Below are 19,608 nucleotides of genomic sequence, written 5' to 3'. Positions count from 1 at the left end.
TATAAAACTATTTTGTTTTAAATTATTTATCGCTGTGGTATAATATAATTGACTACTTAATAAGGAGGTTTATTTATGAAGTATTTACAAAAACTTGGCCGCTCTTTGATGCAACCAGTTGCAGTTCTTCCAGTAGCGGCTATTTTACTCGGCATTGGCTATGCCATCGACCCTTCAGGCTGGGGCAATGGAAGCCCTGTAGCTGCATTTTTAATTAAATCCGGCGGCGCAATTATAGATAATTTACCAATAATTTTTGCGGTAGGTGTTGCCTACGGTATGAGTAAGGACTCGAATGGTGCAGCAGCACTCTCAGGCTTGGTAGCATTTTTAGTTGTCACTACGCTTTTAAGCGAAGGTACAATTACAATGCTAAGAAGTGGACAAGCCCCACTTGATACAGAAGGATTTGGTAAAATCAACAATGTATTTATCGGTATCCTATCAGGTGTAGTTGCATCCTCTGTTTATGACAAGTTCTCCGGCAAGAAATTACCGGACGCTCTGGCATTTTTCTCAGGCCGCAGAATGACTCCGATCATTACATCTTTTGCAATGATCCTTGTATCAGCAATTCTCTACTTTGTATGGCCAGCCATCTACTCAGCCCTAGTTGCATTTGGTAAGTGGATGATTGGACTTGGACCTTGGGGAGCAGGTATTTATGGTTTCTTCAATAGATTATTAATTCCAACCGGTCTCCACCATGCACTCAACTCAGTTTTCTGGTTTGATATTGCAGGTATAAACGACATCCACAACTTCCTAGGCGGAGCAGAAAAATTGGCAAGCGGAGAAGCTGTCGTTGGCCTAACAGGTATGTATCAAGCAGGTTTCTTCCCAATTATGATGTTCGGTCTGCCAGGTGCTGCCCTTGCTATGATTAAAACAGCAAGGCCAGAACGCAAAAAAGCTGTCAAATCAATTATGATGGCAGGAATTTTAGCAACTGTTGTAACAGGACTTACAGAGCCAATCGAATTCTCATTTATGTTCTTGGCTCCAGGCCTATATTTAATCCACGCTCTATTAACCGGTATATCCCTAATCATTGCAGCCTTCCTAAAGGCAACAGCCGGCTTTGGATTCTCAGCAGGTTTAATCGACTATGTGCTCAGCTTAAAAAATCCAGTTGCAAACAAGCCATGGATTTTATTAATAATGGGCGTAGCAGCATTCTTTATCTACTACTTCCTCTTCAAATTCTTAATTGAAACATTCAATTTAAAGACACCTGGCCGTGAAGACGAGCCAAATGAAAAGGAAGGAAAAACTTTTGACGAACACACAGACTTTACTCAAATGGCAAAGACAATTCTTGCAGGAATTGGCGGCAAAGAAAATATTGACACCCTCCACTACTGCATAACCAGACTTAGATTTGAAGTAAAAGATGAAACCAAAGTTAACGAAAAACAAATCACATCATCAGGCATCTCAGGTATTATTAGACCATCACAAAAATCTGTACAAGTAGTCGTTGGACCTCAAGTTCAATTTGTCTATGATGAAATTATGAAAATAGTTGGTGAAATCTAGTGGCTTTATTTAAAAAGAAAATAAAACTCACATCACCCATGACAGGTGAAATTGTAGATATAACAGATACTTCTGATCCAGTCTTCTCAGGCAAGATGGTTGGTGACGGCGTGACGATAATTCCCACAGATGGAGATGTCCTCGCTCCAATCGACGGCAAAATAATTCAAATGTTTGACACTGGCCACGCCCTTGCAATTGAATCAAATGGTATACAAGTCCTAATTCACATAGGCCTTGATACGGTTGAATTAAATGGCCAAGGCTTTACAAAAATTGCCCACGAAGGCCAAGAAGTAAAACAAGGCGACTTGCTTATAAAAGTTGATCTTGAAAAAATAAAAGCCCTGGGCAAATCAATTGAAAGCCCCATGGTTATTGTAGAGGCAGCAGGCAAAAGCTTAAACAAAATACTCGGGCCCGCAGAAAAGGGACAGACAATTGCAATTGAATTAAAATAAGCAAATAAAAATTCCAGGCTGTACCTGGAATTTTTTTGTTTTAAAATAAAATTTTTTCTTATCTTTCTTTGCTAATCTATTTTTATTTTCCTTTGTGAATTACATTTTAATTTTCTTTGCAAGTTACTTTTTTGTTTTCTTCGCCAATTACTTTTTGTTTACTAAACTCGTTTCAACTTTATTTACTATTTATTTTTTATTTTCCATTGCCATTTACTTTTTGTTTACTAAACACATTTCATATTTATTTGCTAATTTATTTTCTATTTTTATTCGCAAATTTATTTTATAGGTCTCTTTAAACCTATTTTTATTTTACATCAATCCTATATACATCTCCAATAGAAATTGGAATGGAACTTTCAGCTTCAAAGTTTTTAATTTCTCCGCCAAAATAAACTTCAACAAACTTCCCTTCAAGGCCTTCTGTGCTTACCACTCCATCTTTTTCATGCCTTAGATTGTCAATTGCTAGGACAATCGGTTTGGTAAAAAGTTTTTTAAAATAAAATACATCATCTATTTCAGTTGCTTCAACCATAAGAGAAGCTTCTTCTACACTTATAACCTTGCCTGTAAAGTGGGCAACCCACTCGGGAATCTCATCTTCCTTATCTTTGAGCTTGATGTCCTTAAAGAGCATCCATCTATTGTCAATCTTAACATTTATATAGCCGTCTCCCCATTTTTGGTATTCATAGCCCTTGCCAAAGTTTGACTCATCATTATTAGCAGGTTCTTTTGTCCCGTCTACAGTGCTTTTAATTTCTCCATCCGGGGTCCCGCATTTAACCATTGCGTTTTGATAGCCAGTGTCTACATAAATAACTCCATCAATCTTAACCATGGGTGGAAAAACGCTTTCAACTGTTTCCTTCTCATCGTTCTTGCCTTCACTGTTTGCTGTCTCTGTATTTGCAGATTCATTTTGCTTTTCTGCACCTGCATTTTCATTGGTCTTTACATTTGCCTTTTCATTTGTGTTTGCCTTCTTACAAGCAATAGAAAAAACCATCAGTCCTGCCAAAAGAATTAAAAAATATTTTTTCATCTATAATACCTCCTTTATATACACAAAGATTCTAAAAATCTTATTTACTTTTATACTTATATTATAAAACATTTTTTCCCAATTGCAAGAAAAAATTTTCAAGGCAAATAAAAAAGCGGCATAAAAACCGCATTTTCTTGGCGGAGAGAGTGGGATTCGAACCCACGTGCGTTTGCACGCAAACTGATTTCGAGTCAGCCCCGTTACGACCTCTTCGGTACCTCTCCTTATTTATTTTTCCTTAAATCCCTCAGCTGGCTAAAAAAATCTGACAGCATTTGGCTGGCCTCTTCTTGCAAAAGACCTGCTTCCACTTGCATTTTGTGGTTACTACAAGCAGAATCTATGAGACCTAAATTGGACTTGACCGCCCCACGCCTGTCATCCAAGGCCGCAATAACAAGGCGATTTAACCTGGCTTCAATAATCGCACCAGTGCACATCACACAGGGTTCAAGTGTTGTATACAAGGTGCAGTCCGGCAGGCGATAATTGTTTAATTTCTTGCAGGCCTTTTTAATTGCAAGCACTTCGGCGTGAGCAGTCGGATCATTTTTACTCCTCACAGCATTTTTTGCACTTGCAATTATTTCTCCATCCCTGGCAACAATTGCAGCAATTGGGATCTCTCCCTGGGCTCCTGCTTTCTTTGCCAGGGTCATTGCCTTCTTCATAATTTCTAGGTCATCATATTTTTTTATTTTACAATAATCATCGCCCTTTGTCAAACTACTGGCCGCCTTCCTCTGTATCCTTGTTTTCTTCTTTTTCTTCGTCTTTCTTATTATCATCCTTTAAAAACTTGCCAATCAAATCCAAATTTTTCTTCTCAACATCGTTTAATAAATCGTCTGTGTAATTAGGATTTTTTACATACCAGGTCTTTTCTTCAAAATACTTTTGAGTCTCCCTGTCCTTAAAGACAAAACCATGACGAGCATATATCTCATCCCTGATTAATTTTATCTGACCTATTTCAGTATCCTTTAAAAAAGCCTCAGTCAAAAGTTCGCTATCAGTATTTTTTAAATAAGCACTTGGCAGATTGTACTCTTTGATATCATCTTCGCTTGTGTCCTCGTAAGAATTTTCTTCCCTGTCCTTTGAGTCCACGGTTTGAATTTTAATCTCTTCCTCTTTGTTGCCTGCCTGATCTATTTCGCTGGCGTCTTTTAATATAGACTCCTCCTCTTTGGCCGTATCCTTGCTAATGGGATCCCTGGAAAGTAAATAATATAAGGCCCCTGCTGCAAGCAAGATTCCAATTATAAAAATTATTAACCACTTATTAACCCGCCTCCTCTTGGAATCAGTCGTGTAATATGGAGGAGGTATTGGAGAAAGTCTCATTTTATCACCTCATACTTGCCTGTTATATCCTCAATTGTCCTGGATGAAGATACCAACATATATTTCATAAAATTTTCTATTCGTGAATCCATTTGATATTTTGCATGATCAAAAGACCCATAAGCTAATTTTAAATAATAATAAGAACTGGCTGTCATCTGAGCACCCAAAGCAAAGGACATAAAGATATCTCTTGGGCTATCGATACCGCCTGATGCAATTACAAAAAGCCCTAAATCCTTGGCATTTAAAATAGATTCTGAAGTTGGGATCTGTGGATAATAAATATCCGCAAAATCATCTGTTAATTCATATTTTGAGATTGCCCTGTTTCTGGCAATTTCTATCTTAGAAAAATCTGTACCACCCGCTCCAGAAATATCCAAGTTTTGTACACCCAATTCTTTTAATATGTGGATACTTTCTTTAGAAAAACCTTGGCCAACTGCCTTTACAATTAAATTCTTACCAAAATATTTTGCCGCTTCCTCAATATTTTTTCTTTCATTTTTAAAAGAAGTATCGCCAGCAAATTGAAAACACTCCTGCATGGTGTTTAAATGCATGGACACATAAGGCGTATTTAATTTATCAGAAACTCTCTTTAAGTCATCTAGAGAATTTCTGGCAGATAAATTTGCAATAACAAAATCATAATCTAAAAATGGCTCAAAGCCCAGGAAATTGTTTTCCTTTATATAGGGATTTAAAGACCCTGTCATAATTGGAACTTTTAAATACTTAGCCATGGTAACTAGCCTTCTGTTAATCTTCTTGGCCAGTTCAGTCCCGCCAGTCATTGCATTTATATAATTGGGAAAGTCAATAGTCCTACCCAAAAATTCCACGCTCAAGTCCAAATCATCAAGACTTAAATCACAGGGTTCAATAGTTTTTATTCTGTAATTTTTAAAATCACCTCTACGGTCTAGCCTAAGGCTATAGTAGAGGTGAGCGTTTTTCCTACTGAGCATTCATGTAGTCTCCAAAATTTTCTTTTAGTAAATCCTTTGTATTATTTTCATAATAAATCCAAAAGCTTTCTCCTGCAACATACTTTCCTTCTCCAGGAATCATTGACATTTCAAGATTATTCATATCGACCTTTGGTAGGCTTACAATGGCTTCTAAAATTTGCTTTTCACCAAAGTTTGTCCTTAGGTTTGACTTTATACTTGAGAAAATCTTTGGCAGTCTACCAATGTTTTTTAAACTTAAAGCTTGGTCCATAACCACTTTAAGAAACTCTTGCTGCCTGTTAATTCTATCGATATCGCTGGTGTTTCCCCTATATCTTAAAACTTTTACAGCGTCCTTACCATCAACATGTTGCATACCAGCCTTGATATTTATTACCAGTGGTGGCTTGTCAGTTGGATCTGTGTAAATTAAATCGTATGGAACATTATAGTCAACCCCACCGATAGCGTCAACAAAATTTTCAACCAGTGTGTAGTCGACCTTTACATAATAGTCAACATTTAAGCCAAAGTTATCTTGGATTGTTTTCATCAAAAGATTTGGTCCACCATAAGAGTGAGCTGCATTAATTTTAGTCAGTCCATGGCCAGGAATATTTACACGAGTATCGCGTGGAATATTTACCATGCGGACCTCACCGGTTTTGAAATTTACCTTTGTAAGTATAATGGTATCTGACCTATAGCCCTTTGATACATCTATATCGTGTGAGTCAGTTCCAAACATGACAAACATAAACTCATCATCTATCATCTGCTGAGGTTCTTCTTCAGGCTCTTCTACCTCTTTCTTGTCATCATCTTGGCCCTTGTTTTCATCCACGATATTGGTCTCTCCCTTGGACTTATCCTTGGAAAAGAGATTTTCGTATGGGTTCTTGGCTCCCTTAACAATAGCAAAGAGATAAAAGGCCAAAAACACAACAAAAGCTAAGGTAAATGCTTGCTTAAATTTTTTCATCTTATTTCATCTCCGCTCTATCCTTGAGGTCAAAAACAGATTGTCTGACAAGAGTTCTGATCTCATCCATTAGTTCATCGTCGAACTTATTATTATTTTTGTGGATATAGTACATGCCATCCAAAAAAGTTTGGTCAGCAATGGTCTTGGCTTCCAAATTTTTTTCTAAGTCTTCAAATTCCTTCATTAGCTTGCCATCTTTATCCACAAGCGGACTAGATGCAGTCCCAGTTAATAGCACATAAAGCCAGGATTGGTATCTGGCAACAAAATCCATATTCCTTGGGAAATCTTTGTTGTCAATAACAAACTTCTCTATCCTGTTAATCCTAGCCAATAAATCTTGTGGGCTCAACATAACTTGGCCCTTAAATAGAGTTGGCTTTTTATTTTCTTCAAGCTTAATACTATAGTAATCGGCCAAGGCTTTGTTATCCTTGTCTACTAATTTTAAAATCTTTTCGTAGTCTACGCCAGGTACAAAGCTGTCGCCTGATTTGAATACTGTATAGTACATATCATAGATTTTTTGTATTTCATTTTTTATGGAGGAGTCTTCAATTTTTTCAATGTCGGATTCGCTTAAAACTTCTCCATCCTTGACAAAGGAAAGTTCTCCCTTGCATTCATCTGAATTTACAACTCCACTTACAATATTTAAATTGACAACCAAGGTGTCTTCTAGAGTTAAAATATAAAGCTCCTTTTTATTATCGTCTACCTTGGCAATATTTTCATTTATATAATTAATTAAACTTATTGGATCATATGGCAGTTCCTTAACCGCTTCATCCCTTTCGACAATTGTATTTGCAGGTTCTTCAGGTTTTTGTACTGCCCTATTGCAACCAGTGATTAACATTGCCGCCAATAAAATTTTTGCAATCTTTCTTTTTTTCATACATTCCTCCCAAAGGGTTTATCATTGATATTTTAACAGATAATATAAAAATAATCAACTAAGTTAAATGAGATCTTCCCTAACTTTAATCTCTCCCAGCTTCAAACCTTCAATTTCTTCCTTGTAAAGAATTACAATTGTCGATCCAAATCTGAATTCGCCAATGGTCTCCCCTCTTTTAAATTTATCTTTAAAAAATTTAACAGAGTTTACATTTGTAGCTCCAATTGCAATGTAAAAATAATTCTTGGTCTCAAGAATTACCCTGTAATTATCTAAAAAGGGATTTCCCATTTCAAAGCCAAGGTCGTTTACGGGTATGCTCTTGTCGCCCAGCTCATACTTATCAATAACCTCGTTATCGTCTATAGCATGAAACCTGTGATAATTGTGGGGTGACAAATAAATAACTTGAAAGGCCTTTACATGGGCCTCTTTATTCAAAAGAGTTTTGACATCGACCATCTTTCCCTTGACCTCAAAAGTCATACCATGAGATATATTTCCGCCAGCAGTAATTACTCCGTCACAAGGCGAAATATATTTGCCCTCTCCCATAGGCCTGTAATCCATATCAATAGCCCGGGCAAAGTAATCGTTAAGGGACTTAAATTTTTGTCCTTGCAAAATTTCTTGGCTATTGATTTTGTAATGCCTCCTAAATGCTGGAATAAAAATTTTTGAAAATCTTGTATTGACTAAAAAATAAAAAATTTTATTAATAATTTTTAAATTACAAAATCTGACTAATAACTTCATCGCCGCTCCTATTACTTGATAGTTTTTTTCTTTTCTTGTATAATTAAACTATATTATACCATAAGGAGAAAAAAATGAAAAATAAAAAGTTTTTCCATGACAACGCTGCAAATTTTGTCACATTTTGCAACATGCTTGCAGGTGCAATTTCAATTATAATGAGTTTGAATGGAAAATTTAGAACGGCCATGGCCTTTATAATCATAGCCAGCATCGCTGATAGATATGATGGCAAGGTGGCCCGCAGATTAAATACAGATTCAGAGCTTGGCGTGCAAATGGATTCCATGGGAGATGTAATAAGCTTTGGAGTTGCTCCAGCAATCCTGGTTTATACTTTTAGGATTATGCCCCTTGAAGGAAATATTAGAATTATCGGAGGCATTTCCACCATGATTTACATTTGTGCAGGCGCCTTTAGGCTAGCCAGATTTAATGTAGATGGCATGGACGAGGACAATTCATTTTCCGGCATGCCAATTCCAATTGCAGGACTAATAATAGTAGCCATGTTAATGTTTGGTCACAAAATCGGAATCATTCCAATTATAATAGCCGAATTTATTTTGGCCTTGTTTATGGTTAGTAAAATTAAAATTAAGAAGAAATAAGAGGAGGAATTTATATGTCAACACCACATAATGAAGCAAAAAAAGGCGATATTAAAAAAACAGTTTTAATGCCAGGAGACCCACTTAGGGCCAAGCACATTGCAGAAACTTTCTTGGAAGATGTAAAGCAATTTAACTCAGTTAGAAATATGCTAGGCTTCTCTGGCACCTACAAGGGCCACGAATTTTCCGTAATGGGAAGCGGCATGGGCATTCCTTCATTTGCAATATACGCCCACGAGCTCTACACAATGTATGATGTAGAAAAAATTGTAAGAGTCGGTTCATGCGGAGCCTACCAAAAAGATTTGGATCTCTTTGATGTCATCATTGCCCAAGGGGCTTCCAGCGACAGCAATTTTGCCCACCAATTTAATCTTCCGGGCAATCTTGCAGCTCTTGCAGACTTTGATTCCCTTGAAAAAGCTGTCCAAGCTGCTCGCGAAATGAATAAAAAAGTTCATGTTGGAAACATTTTCTCATCCGACATTTTCTATAATGCAGATTCCGACGAATGGAAAAAATGGGAAAAGATGGGAGTGCTTGGCGTAGAAATGGAATCCTATGCTTTATATTTGATCGCCCAATATCTAAATAAAAAAGCCCTAGGCATTTTTACAGTTAGTGACTCCTTCCACAAAAGCGAGATCACAACACCAGAAGAAAGGCAAAAATCATTTAACGATATGATTGAAATAGCTTTAGAATCATGCTTGAAGTAAAGAAAATATTTGAAGAATTATTAAATATTGATGCACTGACCTATGATCGCGGAGAGGTCGACATTGCCAAGGCCCTTTATAATATATATTTGGGCCTGGATTACTTTAAAGACCATCCTGAAAATGTCAAGCTCCTAGCCACAGACGAAGATGAATTTGTCAGGTTCAATCAAATGGCCATGGTTCAAAAGGGAGATAACAAGGATGTTGTCCTTATAATAAACACCATTGACGAACCACAACTCACTGGCAAATACAGCAAGTCCGATGTCAAGATAATTAAATCCACTCTTGCATCCAATGTTGTAGTTTTGGATGAGCTTTCAAAGACAGACTTTGATGGCAATGTAATGATTTTAAATATCTGCGACCGCTACGGCAATAACAAGGGCATGGAATCGGCAGTAAAATATATTATGTCCATGAAAGAGGAAGGTTATAATTTTAAAGCTGCCATTACCACCCACTCATTTTTAACCAATGGCGAAGAAGCCATATTTTTTGGTGCCCAGGCCATTATTAAGCCAGCAATTTTTGTGGCAGGCAAAACAGTCCGCACCCTTCTCTTTGATGAAGGCTTGGATCCAAGCTACATGCTTTCAACTTTTGCCCGCGACCTAACTCTCAATTCTGTTTTGATGGACAACTATCAAAACGAAGTTTCTGAGCCCATATATGTAAATAGGTTTATTGTACCAGGAGGCACAGAAGTTCAAAGCTCTGCATGGGGCTATACTTCATTTATGACTTCTACTGTAAGCCAAGACTTAAAGGCCTATATGAATAATCTAAAAAACTTAGTCATTAATTCTTACAACAAGGCCATAGCAGAATTAAATACAAAATATGCTTCCTACTGCCTAAAGAGAAATATTCCCTTTAGTCCCCTTAAAATCAGACCAAAAGTCTACACTTGGGATGAATATTTAAATGAAATTATCACAGTAAGGGGCAATTCTGTCTTATCTTCTCTTAGAAATGATGTAGAAGATAAAATAAATCGGTCCCCTGACCTGCCGCTCTCAGAACTCAGGTTGCAGCTTGTAAAAAATGTTTACGACAAACACAAATTGGCAGATGAGCCCATAATTATAATTTATTTTGAAGAAGCTCCAAGCCAAAGGGTGGATATAACTGGAACAAACACCCTACAAAGGGATTTGATGCTGTCTTTTACATCTGCCATAAATACAGTTAAACCAACTATCAAAAGGAGATTTTTCTATCCTGATATGAGCTATCACTCCTATTTAAATTTAAGCGAAGACTACAGGGACTTAAAAGAATCTCTCAAATTTATTCCAATGGCAAGGCCCGAAGAATATCACAGGATTAATAATGCGGCAAAGCTTTCGATTCCAACTGTAAATGTTGGAGGTATAAACAAAATCCAAGACGGCAAATTTACCTTTGATGAAAAATACCACTTCGAAACCTATCCTGCCCTTATGATTGAAGGGATAAAAAGGCTTTTTAAATGCAATTAATAAATATAAATACCAGCCTAGACTACGATGACAAAGAAATTCAAAAAGAAATTTCCAAAAAATATGGCATTAAGGTCAAGGATTACAAGATAATACAAAGGAGCCTTGACGCCAGGCGGCAGACTCTTAAATTCAATTTAAAAATTGCAGTAAACGTTGACAAAAAGTTAAAGGACTCCAGCCAAATGCCAGAGCCTTATCAGCTGCCAGATAAAAAATGCGACCTAAAAATTGCAATTGTCGGTGCAGGTCCTGCCGGTCTTTACGCTGCCCACGTCCTAGAAAATACAGGGGCCACAGTCCATGTATACGAGCGTGGCGGTGACGTTGACCAAAGGGTCAGAGATGTAAATGACTTTTTAAAAAGTAGAAACCTTAATCCAAACTCCAATATAAGTTTTGGTGAAGGAGGAGCCGGTACTTTTTCAGACGGCAAACTCACTTCCCGATCCAAGGATGCCCGCAAGGAATATATAAAAGAAGTTCTCTTTAAATACGGGGCCGATGAAGAAATTACTATCATGCACAAGCCTCATATCGGAACAGATGTTTTGCGTGAGGTCATCAAGCATTTTAGAAAAGACCTGGAAGACGCTGGAACTAAATTTTATTTTAACACCAGGGTCGATAACATTTTAATAGAAAATGGATCTGCCAAGGCGGTTATTGTCGATGGCAAGCCCATCTATTACGACAAAATAATTTTAGCTATTGGCAATGCAGCTAGGGACACTTTTAAAAATCTAATATCTGACGGCCTGCATTTAAATGCAAAACCCTTTGCAATTGGCTTTAGGATTGAGCACCTACAAACCTTTGTAGACAAATCTCAATTCAAAAACTATGCTGGCCACCCCAGACTTTTTAAAGGCGAATACAGTCTAGCCTGCGACGGAGTTTATAGCTTTTGCATGTGCCCAGGTGGAATTGTCGTTCCAAGTTCTAGCGAACCCAATCACCTGTGTGTAAACGGAATGAGCTATCACAATCGTGGCCTTAGAAATGCAAACTCGGCCATAGTCACAACTATAAATAATTATACAAAGGCCTTGGACTCAATCGCCTTCCAAGAGGAAATCGAAAAAAGAGCCTTTGAGCTTGGCGGCAAAGATTACACAGCTCCAGCTATCCACGTCCAGGACTTTTTAGATAAGTCAGAGGCAAAAACTTTAAAGGAAGTTCGACCCAGCTATCCGCTTGGAGTCCGTTATGTAAAAATAGATGAAATTTACGGGGACAAAATATCAGACAAGCTCCGACAAGGCTTGCTGGCTATGAACAATAAGATGCATGGATTTTTAGACGACGCAATTTTAACTGCTGTCGAATCAAAAACCAGTTCCCCTGTCAATATAGAAAGAAATGAAGAATTTATGACCAATATTAAAAACCTCTACGCTTGCGGAGAAGGCGCAGGATATGCCGGCGGAATTGTAAGCGCAGGTTTGGACGGATTAAAATGTGCAGAAAAAATTTTGGAGGTATTATGAAAGAGTTTAAAATTAAAGCAAAACATATTGAATATCCCGAACTATTAAAACATGATCTGGACACAATAACCAGACACGGATATGAAGTCGTTGATGTCAAAGATGGCAAGCTCTTGCTGGAAGAATCAGTCAAGACCTATAATTTTTTAATCGACGAAAACACCCAAGCCCTTCGCGACTACTACCGCAAGGACGGATGTGGCTATGTAGAATTAAGTGTTGAAGAAATTCCCCTAAGGGTCATCGGCCAATCAATTACAAAAGTAAAGCCTGCCACCAGGGAAAATGCAAATTACCTGCTGGTAAAATCCACCAACCGCGAGCCAGTTTTCAATTACAAGGAAAGCCTAGCCGAACTCCACAAGGCCAAATCACAAAACAATCTAATACTTACAATTATATATGCAATTTTCTTTATATCAGTTCTCGTTCTCCAAGACAGGGCTGTTAGGAATTTGACAATCTACGGATACTACATCCTAAGCTTTGTGATCATAGGACTCTTGGTAAGTTCCTTCTACAAATTCCTCAGACACAAAGAATTTAATTAATTGAATTTAAAAATCTAAATAATAATCAGAACCTTGTAGTGGCTGCCTTTATGGCAGCCATTTTTAAATGAATATGATCAATATTTTTCTCAGATTCTTGCATTCAATCAAACAAAATTTATTGTCCGAAATAAATCGGACACTACAGAAATTTTGTTTTCTTGATAAATAGGTTGCATGAGTCAACGCTTGCCAATCGAGCGACGCTAATCGGTTTTGGCTAACATAAAGTTAGCCGCTACGGACCGATTAGCATCGTTATCACTCGCTCTCTTGGGCATTAATGCAATCTGATACATAAAAAATTTTGTTTATTTTTAAAAATTAATTTTACCCATCTCCTTCATAATTTTCCAACAAAAAAGCTACCCCATGGGTAGCTTTTACTTTTCTTATTTTATTCTTCCATACCTGCTTCGGCTTTGATTTTGTCGACCAAGTTTGCAGGGACTTCTTCGTATCTAACGAATTCCATCTTGAAGGATCCTCTTGCTTGGGTCATGGCCCTTAGGTCAATCGCGTAGTCAAGCATTTCAGCGTGTGGAGCTTCAGCTATAACTTTTTGTGAGCCATCTCTTTGTTGTTCCATACCGAAGATTCTGCCCCGGCGTTTATTCATGTCGCCCATAACATCGCCCAAGTATTCTTCTGGAATTGAAATTTCAGCTTTGACAACAGGTTCTAGTAAAACTGGTCCCGCTTCTTCCATACCTTTTTTGAAGGCGAGTTGAGCAGCAATCTTAAAGGCCATTTCGTTTGAGTCAACATCGTGGTAGGATCCATCGTAGAGGACTGCCTTTAAGTGAACTACAGGATAGCCTGCCAAGATTCCCTTTTCCATGGACTCTTCGATACCCTTTTCAACAGCTGGAAAATAGTTCTTTGGAACTGCACCGCCGAATACTTCTTCTTCGAATACAAAGTCTTCTTCGCATGGTTCAAAGCGAATCCAAACGTCACCATATTGGCCAGCACCACCTGATTGTTTCTTGTGCTTACCTTGGACTTCTGCTTTTTTCTTGATGGTTTCACGATAGGCAATCTTTGGTTTTCTCAAATCAACTTCAACGCCAAATCTGGATTTCAATTTGTCTGAGATAACTTGGATTTGCATATTTCCTTGACCACCGATCAAGAGTTCCTTGGTGTCTTTGTTTCTTTCAATGATAAATGAAGGATCTTCTTCAACCAATTTATTCAAGCTGGTGCCGATCTTTTCGTCGTCGCCTTGCTTAACTGGATATACTGCCATAAATAAGGTTGGTTCAGGATATCTGAGTGTTTCATAAACAATTGGATTTTGCTTTTCGCAAAGTGTGTCCCCAGTCTTTGTATATTGGAGTTTTGAAGTAGCTGCTATATCGCCAGCGCGTACGATGTCTGTTTCAACTTGGTTCTTACCTCTTAAGAAGAAGAGGCCGCCGAGTTTTTCGTCTTCTTTTCTGGTGGAGTTAAAGATGTGGCTGTTCTTGTCCAAAGTACCACTTATAACTTTAAATAGTGTTAGCTTTCCTACGAATGGGTCAACTATTGTCTTAAAGACTTCTGCTGAGAAGAAATCGTCGTCCTTGGTTTCGCGTTCGATAATTTCTTCGTTCCAAATACCTCTGTGTGGACCTGATTCTGCAGGTGAAGGAATATATCTGCGAACTGCGTCAAGCACTCTCAAAACGCCCTTGCCTTCTGTGGCAACGCCCACAAATAGTGGGGCCATTTCACCAGTTGCAATAGCAGTTTTTAAACCGCCAACAAATTCTTCCCTGGTGAATTCTTCGCCTGAGAAATATTTTTCCATGAGTTCTTCAGAGCTTTCAGCTACGATTTCGTTTAGAGCGTCTTGGTATTTTGCACAAAGCTCTAATTTGTCAGCTGGTGCTTCAACTTCTTTAACATCCATGCCGTCAAATTGATAGCCTTTTTTATCAAGGACGTCTACATAACCTGTGAAGTTTTCCCCATCACCAAATGGAATTGTAAATGGAACAATTTTGTCGCCCAATTTTGCCTTCATAAGTTGATAGGTCTTTTCGAAGTTTACATTTTCCTTGTCCATTTTATTTAAAAATATTATACGCGGAGTATTATATTTTTCAACGTTGTTCCAAGCCTTTTCTGTTCCAACTTCAACGCCTGATTGAGCGTCAACTACGATAATTGATCCGTCAGAAACCCTCTTGGCTCCGTACCATTCACCGATAAAGTCAAAATAACCTGGAGTATCTAAGATATTAAACTTGTAATCTTTATATTCTATAGGAATAACTGATGTTCCAATTGAAACTCCTCTTTCCATTTCTTCATGGTCAAAGTCTGAGACTGTATTTTTGTCTTCTACGCGACCTTGTCTATTTACGACCTTGGTTGCAAATAAAAGTGCTTCAGTAAAAGTAGTTTTACCGGAGCTCGAGTGTCCCAAAAGTGATACGTTTCTGATTTTATCAGCTGTAAATGCTTTCATATTATTCCTCCTTCAAATGAATTACAAATATGTAATTCTTTTTTATAATTTTATCTTACAACTTTATTATAACATAGAAGAAAAAAATTGTACAGTAAAATTAACAAATAATTACAAAAAAGTTTCTACGGATTTATTTTGCAAATAAAAAAGGAGATCAAATCTCCTTATAAAATTTATTTTTTCAAATCTTTATAATATTTTATGGCTGAAAAAAGATAATCATTTCCCTTTTCTTCTTCCATTTTTATATATACGTCAATATTTTGCCCCAAATTTGCCGCTCTAAGAATTGCATTTCTCTTTATGATATTTCTCTTCCGCCAAAAGAAGGCCTTGTCTCCAAATATTTTTTTATACTCCTTATTTGAAATAGCAAAAAGCTTTTCATAATCAATGTCCTCATCCACTTCAAAAACCTTGAGGCCCAGTCGCGTATCCTTGTTATAAGGACAAACCCTTTGGCAAATATCGCAGCCGTAAAGAGTTTTTATATATGGGAAAAATTTCTCGTCGATCTCCACAGCCTGTGTCAGATGGCTTAGACATAATTCAGCTTTAAATCGCCCTTGGTTGATGGCCCCCGTTGGACAAGCCCGCATACACAAATCGCATTTCCCGCAATCGTAATCTATATTTTCACTGTACTCTTCAAACTTTTCTTCAGTTAACAAATAAGCAATATAAAAATATGTGCCGCAAGTTTTATTTATAACAAATTCATTCTTGCCCTTAAAACCCAAACCAGAAATCAAGGCTGCCGACCTATCAAAAAGCGGGCCCGTATCTGTAAAGGCCTTGAAGTTTCCCAGGACTCCTGCATTTTTTATGTCTTCTGCCAGGCCCTCAAAGACCCTGTGATAATCGGTCGACAAAGACCCCATAGACATGAGCTTACTTTTCTTCTCATGCTTATAGGGTATGCACATTACAATAATGCTGCCCGAACTTAGAGCCGTAAATTCTTCCATGGCCTTTGAATAATATCCTGCCATCTCCTTGTAGCCTTCAGGTTTCATATACTTATCGGCATCCACTATTGCTATTGGACCAAGGCCCATATTCTTTAATAATTCAATCGCCTTATCATTTTTCTTCATAGTCTTATATTACCATATTTTTTAAAAATATGGTATAATAAATCTGGTGATAAAATGTTTTTTAACAAGAAACGACCATTTCAAAGGGTTGAGTACATCACGATTTTAATCACTCTAGCCCTCCTGGTATTTGGTCTTTTAATATTAAAATCTTCAACAAATTCATACGAGGCCCAGGCATCATATATGAAAGGCCAATACGTTGCTACCCTCTTGGGACTGGGAGCAATGTTTGTTTTGATGTTTACGCCTCCAAAGCTATTTAAAAAATTGGATTTTCTAATATATTTATTAAGCGTTGGCCTCTTGGTCTATACTTTACTCTTAGGCGAGGAAATGTACGGATCAAAGAGCTGGGTCGACATTGGCGGATATGTTTTTCAACCAGCAGAATTTGCAAAAGTTGGACTTATCGTTTCCCTTTCGGGATTTATGAACAGGGCCAAAGATCGTTTTAACGACCTGCCAGTTCTTTTAATTTTAATAGTCCTGGCCCTTATTCCAATTGCCCTTATCTTAAAACAACCTGACAATGGTACAGCCATAGTCACCTTTGGAATAATTGCAGTTATGTTTTTTATTGGCGGACTCAATTTCAAATATATTTTGGCGGCACTGGGTCTTTTAGCTGTTGGCATACCAATCTACTGGTCCCGCCTGCCAGACTACGCCCGCGACCGTATCTTTGTATTTTTAGATCCAGAGAGCGATATCTTGGGCAAGGGCCTCCAAGGTTATATGTCAAAAATATCCATTGGCTCTGGCAAATTTTGGGGTACAGGATTATTTAAAGGCGTGCAAAACAATTCCAACTATACGCCCTTTAAGCACTCTGACTTTATATTTGCAGTTATTGGTGAAGAGCTGGGATTTTTTGGCGGAATAATCCTCATCAGTCTCTACGGACTACTCATTACTAGGATGATTTTTATTGCAAAAGATTCGGATTACTATTCCAGAGTTTTAATATCTGGCGTTGTCGCCCTGTTTTTTATCCATATCTTTGAAAATATTGCGATGACAATGAATCTAATGCCAATTACAGGTATTCCACTTCCCTTTGTTTCCCACGGGGGAACATTTCAGGTGGCAAATTTGATTTGCATTGGCCTGGTATTGGGTATAAAATACCATAAGGAAGTTGAAGTAAAAGTGCCCGGTGCACAAATAGAAAATTTATTAAGCGGGAGGTAATATGAATATAAATTTTACAGAAGCTCTTATTCTAAACTACATGCTTAAAAATATGAATTCAAATGTCAACGAATACCATATTTTTAATAACTTAAAAGATTTTAATATATCTTCTGCAGATGTAGTTGTAGAATTAATTAAGCTCAAAGAAAGAAATATTATAGAAGAAGTTAACAATGGAGATAAAAGGCTGGTCTTAAGTCCTGAGGGCTTAAAATACGCGAAAAATGTTGTAGACGGCAGACTTGAATATATAAACTTAGTCCAAGCTGAACTAAAGCCATCACTTGCCGACAACAAGAGCCAGTATACCAAATCCACTCCAGTTATCAGCCACATCGATGAAGTTATCGACGAAGATGCAGATGTGAGTGGAGACATACACGTGGATGAAGTCGTGGAAATTATCGACGAAGACCAGCCACAAATAACCGATGGAACAAAGGAGTGATATTATGATTAATGAATTTTTATCCAATCTAGAAAAATCACTGAGATCTGAAACCGTGCCCCAAGCTTATATAGATAATATTCTTAACACTTACAAAAATATTATCAACCAAGCCTTGGCAGAAAATAAAAGAGAAACTGATATTGTTTCCGAACTTGGAAATCCAGTTCTCTTGGCAAGAGACTTGAGGCAAAAGTTTGATATAAAACCAAAGACCATGAGCCAAGACGAGATACAAAAAATCCAAGAAGGCGAAAAACCAACTAGGGTCAAGAGAAGCGCAGGAATTCTTTTCTTATCACTGATTGGCAAAATATTAATAAATATTATAGCCATACCGGTAAGCATCATCGGACTCCTATTAGTCCTTGGCCTCTTTGCAGCACCAGCTGCCTTGGGAGCTGTTGGCCTATCGGGCATTCTCTATCAGGTCGTCTATATTAACGGATACGAACTTATCCTTTCGACACTAACCAGCATTGCCCTAGGTATTGGACTAATAGGACTTGCCATTTTACTCTTAATTGGCCTAATCTATGTCCTAGTTTGGTATATAAAGATGATCACACTTATGTTTTCAAATCTGGCAAGCATTATCAGGAGGTATGAATAATGAAAAAATTAATAAGTATAATAGCAATTATAACTCTCCTTGGCCTAGTTGTAGGAATTATATCCTTCTCCTTTAACGAATTAGGAGCCGCCAAAAAACTCCTGGCTGAATCTTCCTACGGAAACTATGAAGATATAGAATATTATCCTATATACGACTGGATTAAATATACTGGAGACCAAATTTACGAAAATGTAGATAATCTAATCTACAATATAGATTATATAATAAATAATATGTTCTAGAGGGAGAATTTAATGCACCAATACAAAGGAAGATTAATTTTACACTGTGGGTCAATGTTTTCGGGCAAAACATCGGCCCTTTTTCGAGAAGTAAACCGTTTTTCAATCGCAGGCTACAAGGTCCTTGCGACCAAGCCTAGCTTTGACAAAAGATATTCCAAAAAAGATATACTTACCCACGATAAGCTCGGCCTGACCGCAGAAACTTTTTCAAGTATGGACGAACTCTTAAGCTTGGTTGAAAAAAATAAGCCAGATGTCCTGGCCGTTGATGAAATCCAATTTTTAAATGACCAAAGAGACGAATTTATCGACCTGATAAATAAATTTCTCAAGCGTGGACTCACAATCGTCCTAGCAGGACTTGATATGGACTACCTGGGCACACCCTTTGATGTCACCGAAAGAGTCTTTGCCATCAGCGACTATGTAACAAAACACCACGCCGTCTGCTCCAAGTGCGGATCTGACGCCTGGGTGTCACACAGGACAGTCGACAATGCAGACAGACTTGTCCTCGGCTCATCGGATATATACGAGCCCCTATGTCGGACTTGCTTTAACAAGGAAAAAGAAAAGCAAGCAGCCAACAAAAACCAATTAAAATTTGACTAAAAAACATAAGTTGCAAAGTAAAATTTGCAACTTTTTTATTGGTTAAAACTTAAATTTGTTCTTATAAAT

General features: G+C 37.6%; 21 protein-coding genes and 1 tRNA gene. 12 read left to right on the top strand and 10 right to left on the bottom strand.

All coding sequences use genetic code 11. From position 1 onward, the window contains the following. Positions 1-75: 75 nt before the first annotated feature. On the top strand, positions 76-1,539 hold the full coding sequence (gene nagE / locus AC6FXG_RS00365; protein WP_500571107.1) for an N-acetylglucosamine-specific PTS transporter subunit IIBC: 1,464 nt from the start codon (positions 76-78) through the stop codon (positions 1,537-1,539). Continuing rightward, positions 1,539-2,000: a PTS sugar transporter subunit IIA gene (locus tag AC6FXG_RS00360; protein WP_500571106.1), complete on the top strand. Its 462-nt coding sequence runs from the start codon at positions 1,539-1,541 to the stop codon at positions 1,998-2,000. The genes nagE and AC6FXG_RS00360 overlap by 1 nt, the downstream gene beginning before the upstream one ends. 310 nt (positions 2,001-2,310) lie before the next feature. On the opposite strand, the gene AC6FXG_RS00355 is transcribed toward AC6FXG_RS00360, so the two are convergent. The 8 genes from AC6FXG_RS00355 to AC6FXG_RS00320 form a co-directional block, all read right to left on the bottom strand. Next, complete coding sequence (locus tag AC6FXG_RS00355) at positions 2,311-3,051, bottom strand: hypothetical protein (protein ID WP_500571105.1); 741 nt, start codon at positions 3,049-3,051, stop codon at positions 2,311-2,313. A gap of 138 nt (positions 3,052-3,189) precedes the next feature. Further along, positions 3,190-3,278: transfer RNA gene (locus tag AC6FXG_RS00350), tRNA-Ser, on the bottom strand. After that, a complete protein-coding gene (tadA, locus tag AC6FXG_RS00345) occupies positions 3,279-3,779 on the bottom strand; it encodes a tRNA adenosine(34) deaminase TadA (protein WP_500571104.1) in 501 nt (166 codons plus the stop codon). A gap of 1 nt (position 3,780) precedes the next feature. Continuing rightward, the gene (locus AC6FXG_RS00340; RefSeq protein ID WP_500571103.1) at positions 3,781-4,401 is read right to left on the bottom strand and encodes a YARHG domain-containing protein; all 621 of its coding nucleotides are present in this window, start codon (positions 4,399-4,401) and stop codon (positions 3,781-3,783) included. After that, positions 4,398-5,375, bottom strand: a complete 978-nt coding sequence (locus tag AC6FXG_RS00335; RefSeq protein WP_500571102.1) for a beta/alpha barrel domain-containing protein — start codon at positions 5,373-5,375, stop codon at positions 4,398-4,400. Before AC6FXG_RS00335 ends, AC6FXG_RS00340 begins: the two co-directional genes overlap by 4 nt. Then, positions 5,365-6,342, bottom strand: a complete 978-nt coding sequence (locus AC6FXG_RS00330; RefSeq protein ID WP_500571101.1) for an LCP family protein — start codon at positions 6,340-6,342, stop codon at positions 5,365-5,367. The genes AC6FXG_RS00335 and AC6FXG_RS00330 overlap by 11 nt, the downstream gene beginning before the upstream one ends. Before the next feature lies 1 nt (position 6,343). Continuing rightward, entirely contained in the window at positions 6,344-7,243 is a 900-nt protein-coding gene (locus AC6FXG_RS00325; protein ID WP_500571100.1) for a hypothetical protein, read from the bottom strand. A gap of 63 nt (positions 7,244-7,306) precedes the next feature. Further along, positions 7,307-8,002 carry a phosphatidylserine decarboxylase gene (locus AC6FXG_RS00320; protein ID WP_500571099.1) on the bottom strand — a complete coding sequence of 232 codons (696 nt, stop codon included), beginning with the start codon at positions 8,000-8,002 and terminating at the stop codon, positions 7,307-7,309. Between the two features lie 74 nt (positions 8,003-8,076). Between AC6FXG_RS00320 and pssA the strand changes: the two genes are divergently transcribed. From pssA to AC6FXG_RS00295, 5 genes are read left to right on the top strand one after another with little or no spacing between them, the layout of a single operon-like run. After that, positions 8,077-8,613, top strand: coding sequence for a CDP-diacylglycerol--serine O-phosphatidyltransferase (pssA, locus tag AC6FXG_RS00315; RefSeq protein ID WP_075573901.1), 537 nt, complete (start codon positions 8,077-8,079; stop codon positions 8,611-8,613). Between the two features lie 14 nt (positions 8,614-8,627). Further along, complete coding sequence (gene deoD, locus AC6FXG_RS00310) at positions 8,628-9,335, top strand: purine-nucleoside phosphorylase (protein ID WP_075573902.1); 708 nt, start codon at positions 8,628-8,630, stop codon at positions 9,333-9,335. Continuing rightward, the gene (locus AC6FXG_RS00305) at positions 9,323-10,822 is read left to right on the top strand and encodes a hypothetical protein (protein ID WP_075573903.1); all 1,500 of its coding nucleotides are present in this window, start codon (positions 9,323-9,325) and stop codon (positions 10,820-10,822) included. Before deoD ends, AC6FXG_RS00305 begins: the two co-directional genes overlap by 13 nt. Beyond that, positions 10,813-12,312 carry an NAD(P)/FAD-dependent oxidoreductase gene (locus tag AC6FXG_RS00300; RefSeq protein ID WP_500571098.1) on the top strand — a complete coding sequence of 500 codons (1,500 nt, stop codon included), beginning with the start codon at positions 10,813-10,815 and terminating at the stop codon, positions 12,310-12,312. Before AC6FXG_RS00305 ends, AC6FXG_RS00300 begins: the two co-directional genes overlap by 10 nt. Continuing rightward, complete coding sequence (locus AC6FXG_RS00295; protein ID WP_500571097.1) at positions 12,309-12,863, top strand: hypothetical protein; 555 nt, start codon at positions 12,309-12,311, stop codon at positions 12,861-12,863. The genes AC6FXG_RS00300 and AC6FXG_RS00295 overlap by 4 nt, the downstream gene beginning before the upstream one ends. Before the next feature lie 397 nt (positions 12,864-13,260). On the opposite strand, the gene fusA is transcribed toward AC6FXG_RS00295, so the two are convergent. Then, a complete protein-coding gene (fusA, locus tag AC6FXG_RS00290) occupies positions 13,261-15,321 on the bottom strand; it encodes an elongation factor G (protein ID WP_500571096.1) in 2,061 nt (686 codons plus the stop codon). Between the two features lie 176 nt (positions 15,322-15,497). Beyond that, entirely contained in the window at positions 15,498-16,421 is a 924-nt protein-coding gene (locus AC6FXG_RS00285; RefSeq protein WP_500571095.1) for an epoxyqueuosine reductase, read from the bottom strand. 54 nt (positions 16,422-16,475) lie between these two features. Here AC6FXG_RS00285 and AC6FXG_RS00280 point away from each other — a divergent pair, with 54 nt between their 5' ends. Genes AC6FXG_RS00280 through AC6FXG_RS00260 form a run of 5 tightly spaced genes read left to right on the top strand, consistent with a single transcriptional unit; the run spans position 16,476 to position 19,539 of the window. Then, on the top strand, positions 16,476-17,615 hold the full coding sequence (locus tag AC6FXG_RS00280; RefSeq protein ID WP_500571094.1) for an FtsW/RodA/SpoVE family cell cycle protein: 1,140 nt from the start codon (positions 16,476-16,478) through the stop codon (positions 17,613-17,615). A gap of 1 nt (position 17,616) precedes the next feature. Beyond that, the gene (locus tag AC6FXG_RS00275; protein ID WP_500571093.1) at positions 17,617-18,066 is read left to right on the top strand and encodes a hypothetical protein; all 450 of its coding nucleotides are present in this window, start codon (positions 17,617-17,619) and stop codon (positions 18,064-18,066) included. 4 nt (positions 18,067-18,070) lie between these two features. Next, the gene (locus AC6FXG_RS00270) at positions 18,071-18,679 is read left to right on the top strand and encodes a DUF1700 domain-containing protein (protein ID WP_169922821.1); all 609 of its coding nucleotides are present in this window, start codon (positions 18,071-18,073) and stop codon (positions 18,677-18,679) included. Next, positions 18,679-18,924, top strand: a complete 246-nt coding sequence (locus tag AC6FXG_RS00265; protein WP_099950322.1) for a hypothetical protein — start codon at positions 18,679-18,681, stop codon at positions 18,922-18,924. Before AC6FXG_RS00270 ends, AC6FXG_RS00265 begins: the two co-directional genes overlap by 1 nt. A 12-nt stretch (positions 18,925-18,936) precedes the next feature. Continuing rightward, on the top strand, positions 18,937-19,539 hold the full coding sequence (locus tag AC6FXG_RS00260; RefSeq protein WP_500571092.1) for a thymidine kinase: 603 nt from the start codon (positions 18,937-18,939) through the stop codon (positions 19,537-19,539). Positions 19,540-19,608 lie beyond the last annotated feature (69 nt).

This window comes from Ezakiella massiliensis, from assembly GCF_059862345.1.
Note: the sequence above shows the minus strand (reverse complement) of the source record. Positions and strands in the feature narration are given on the sequence as shown.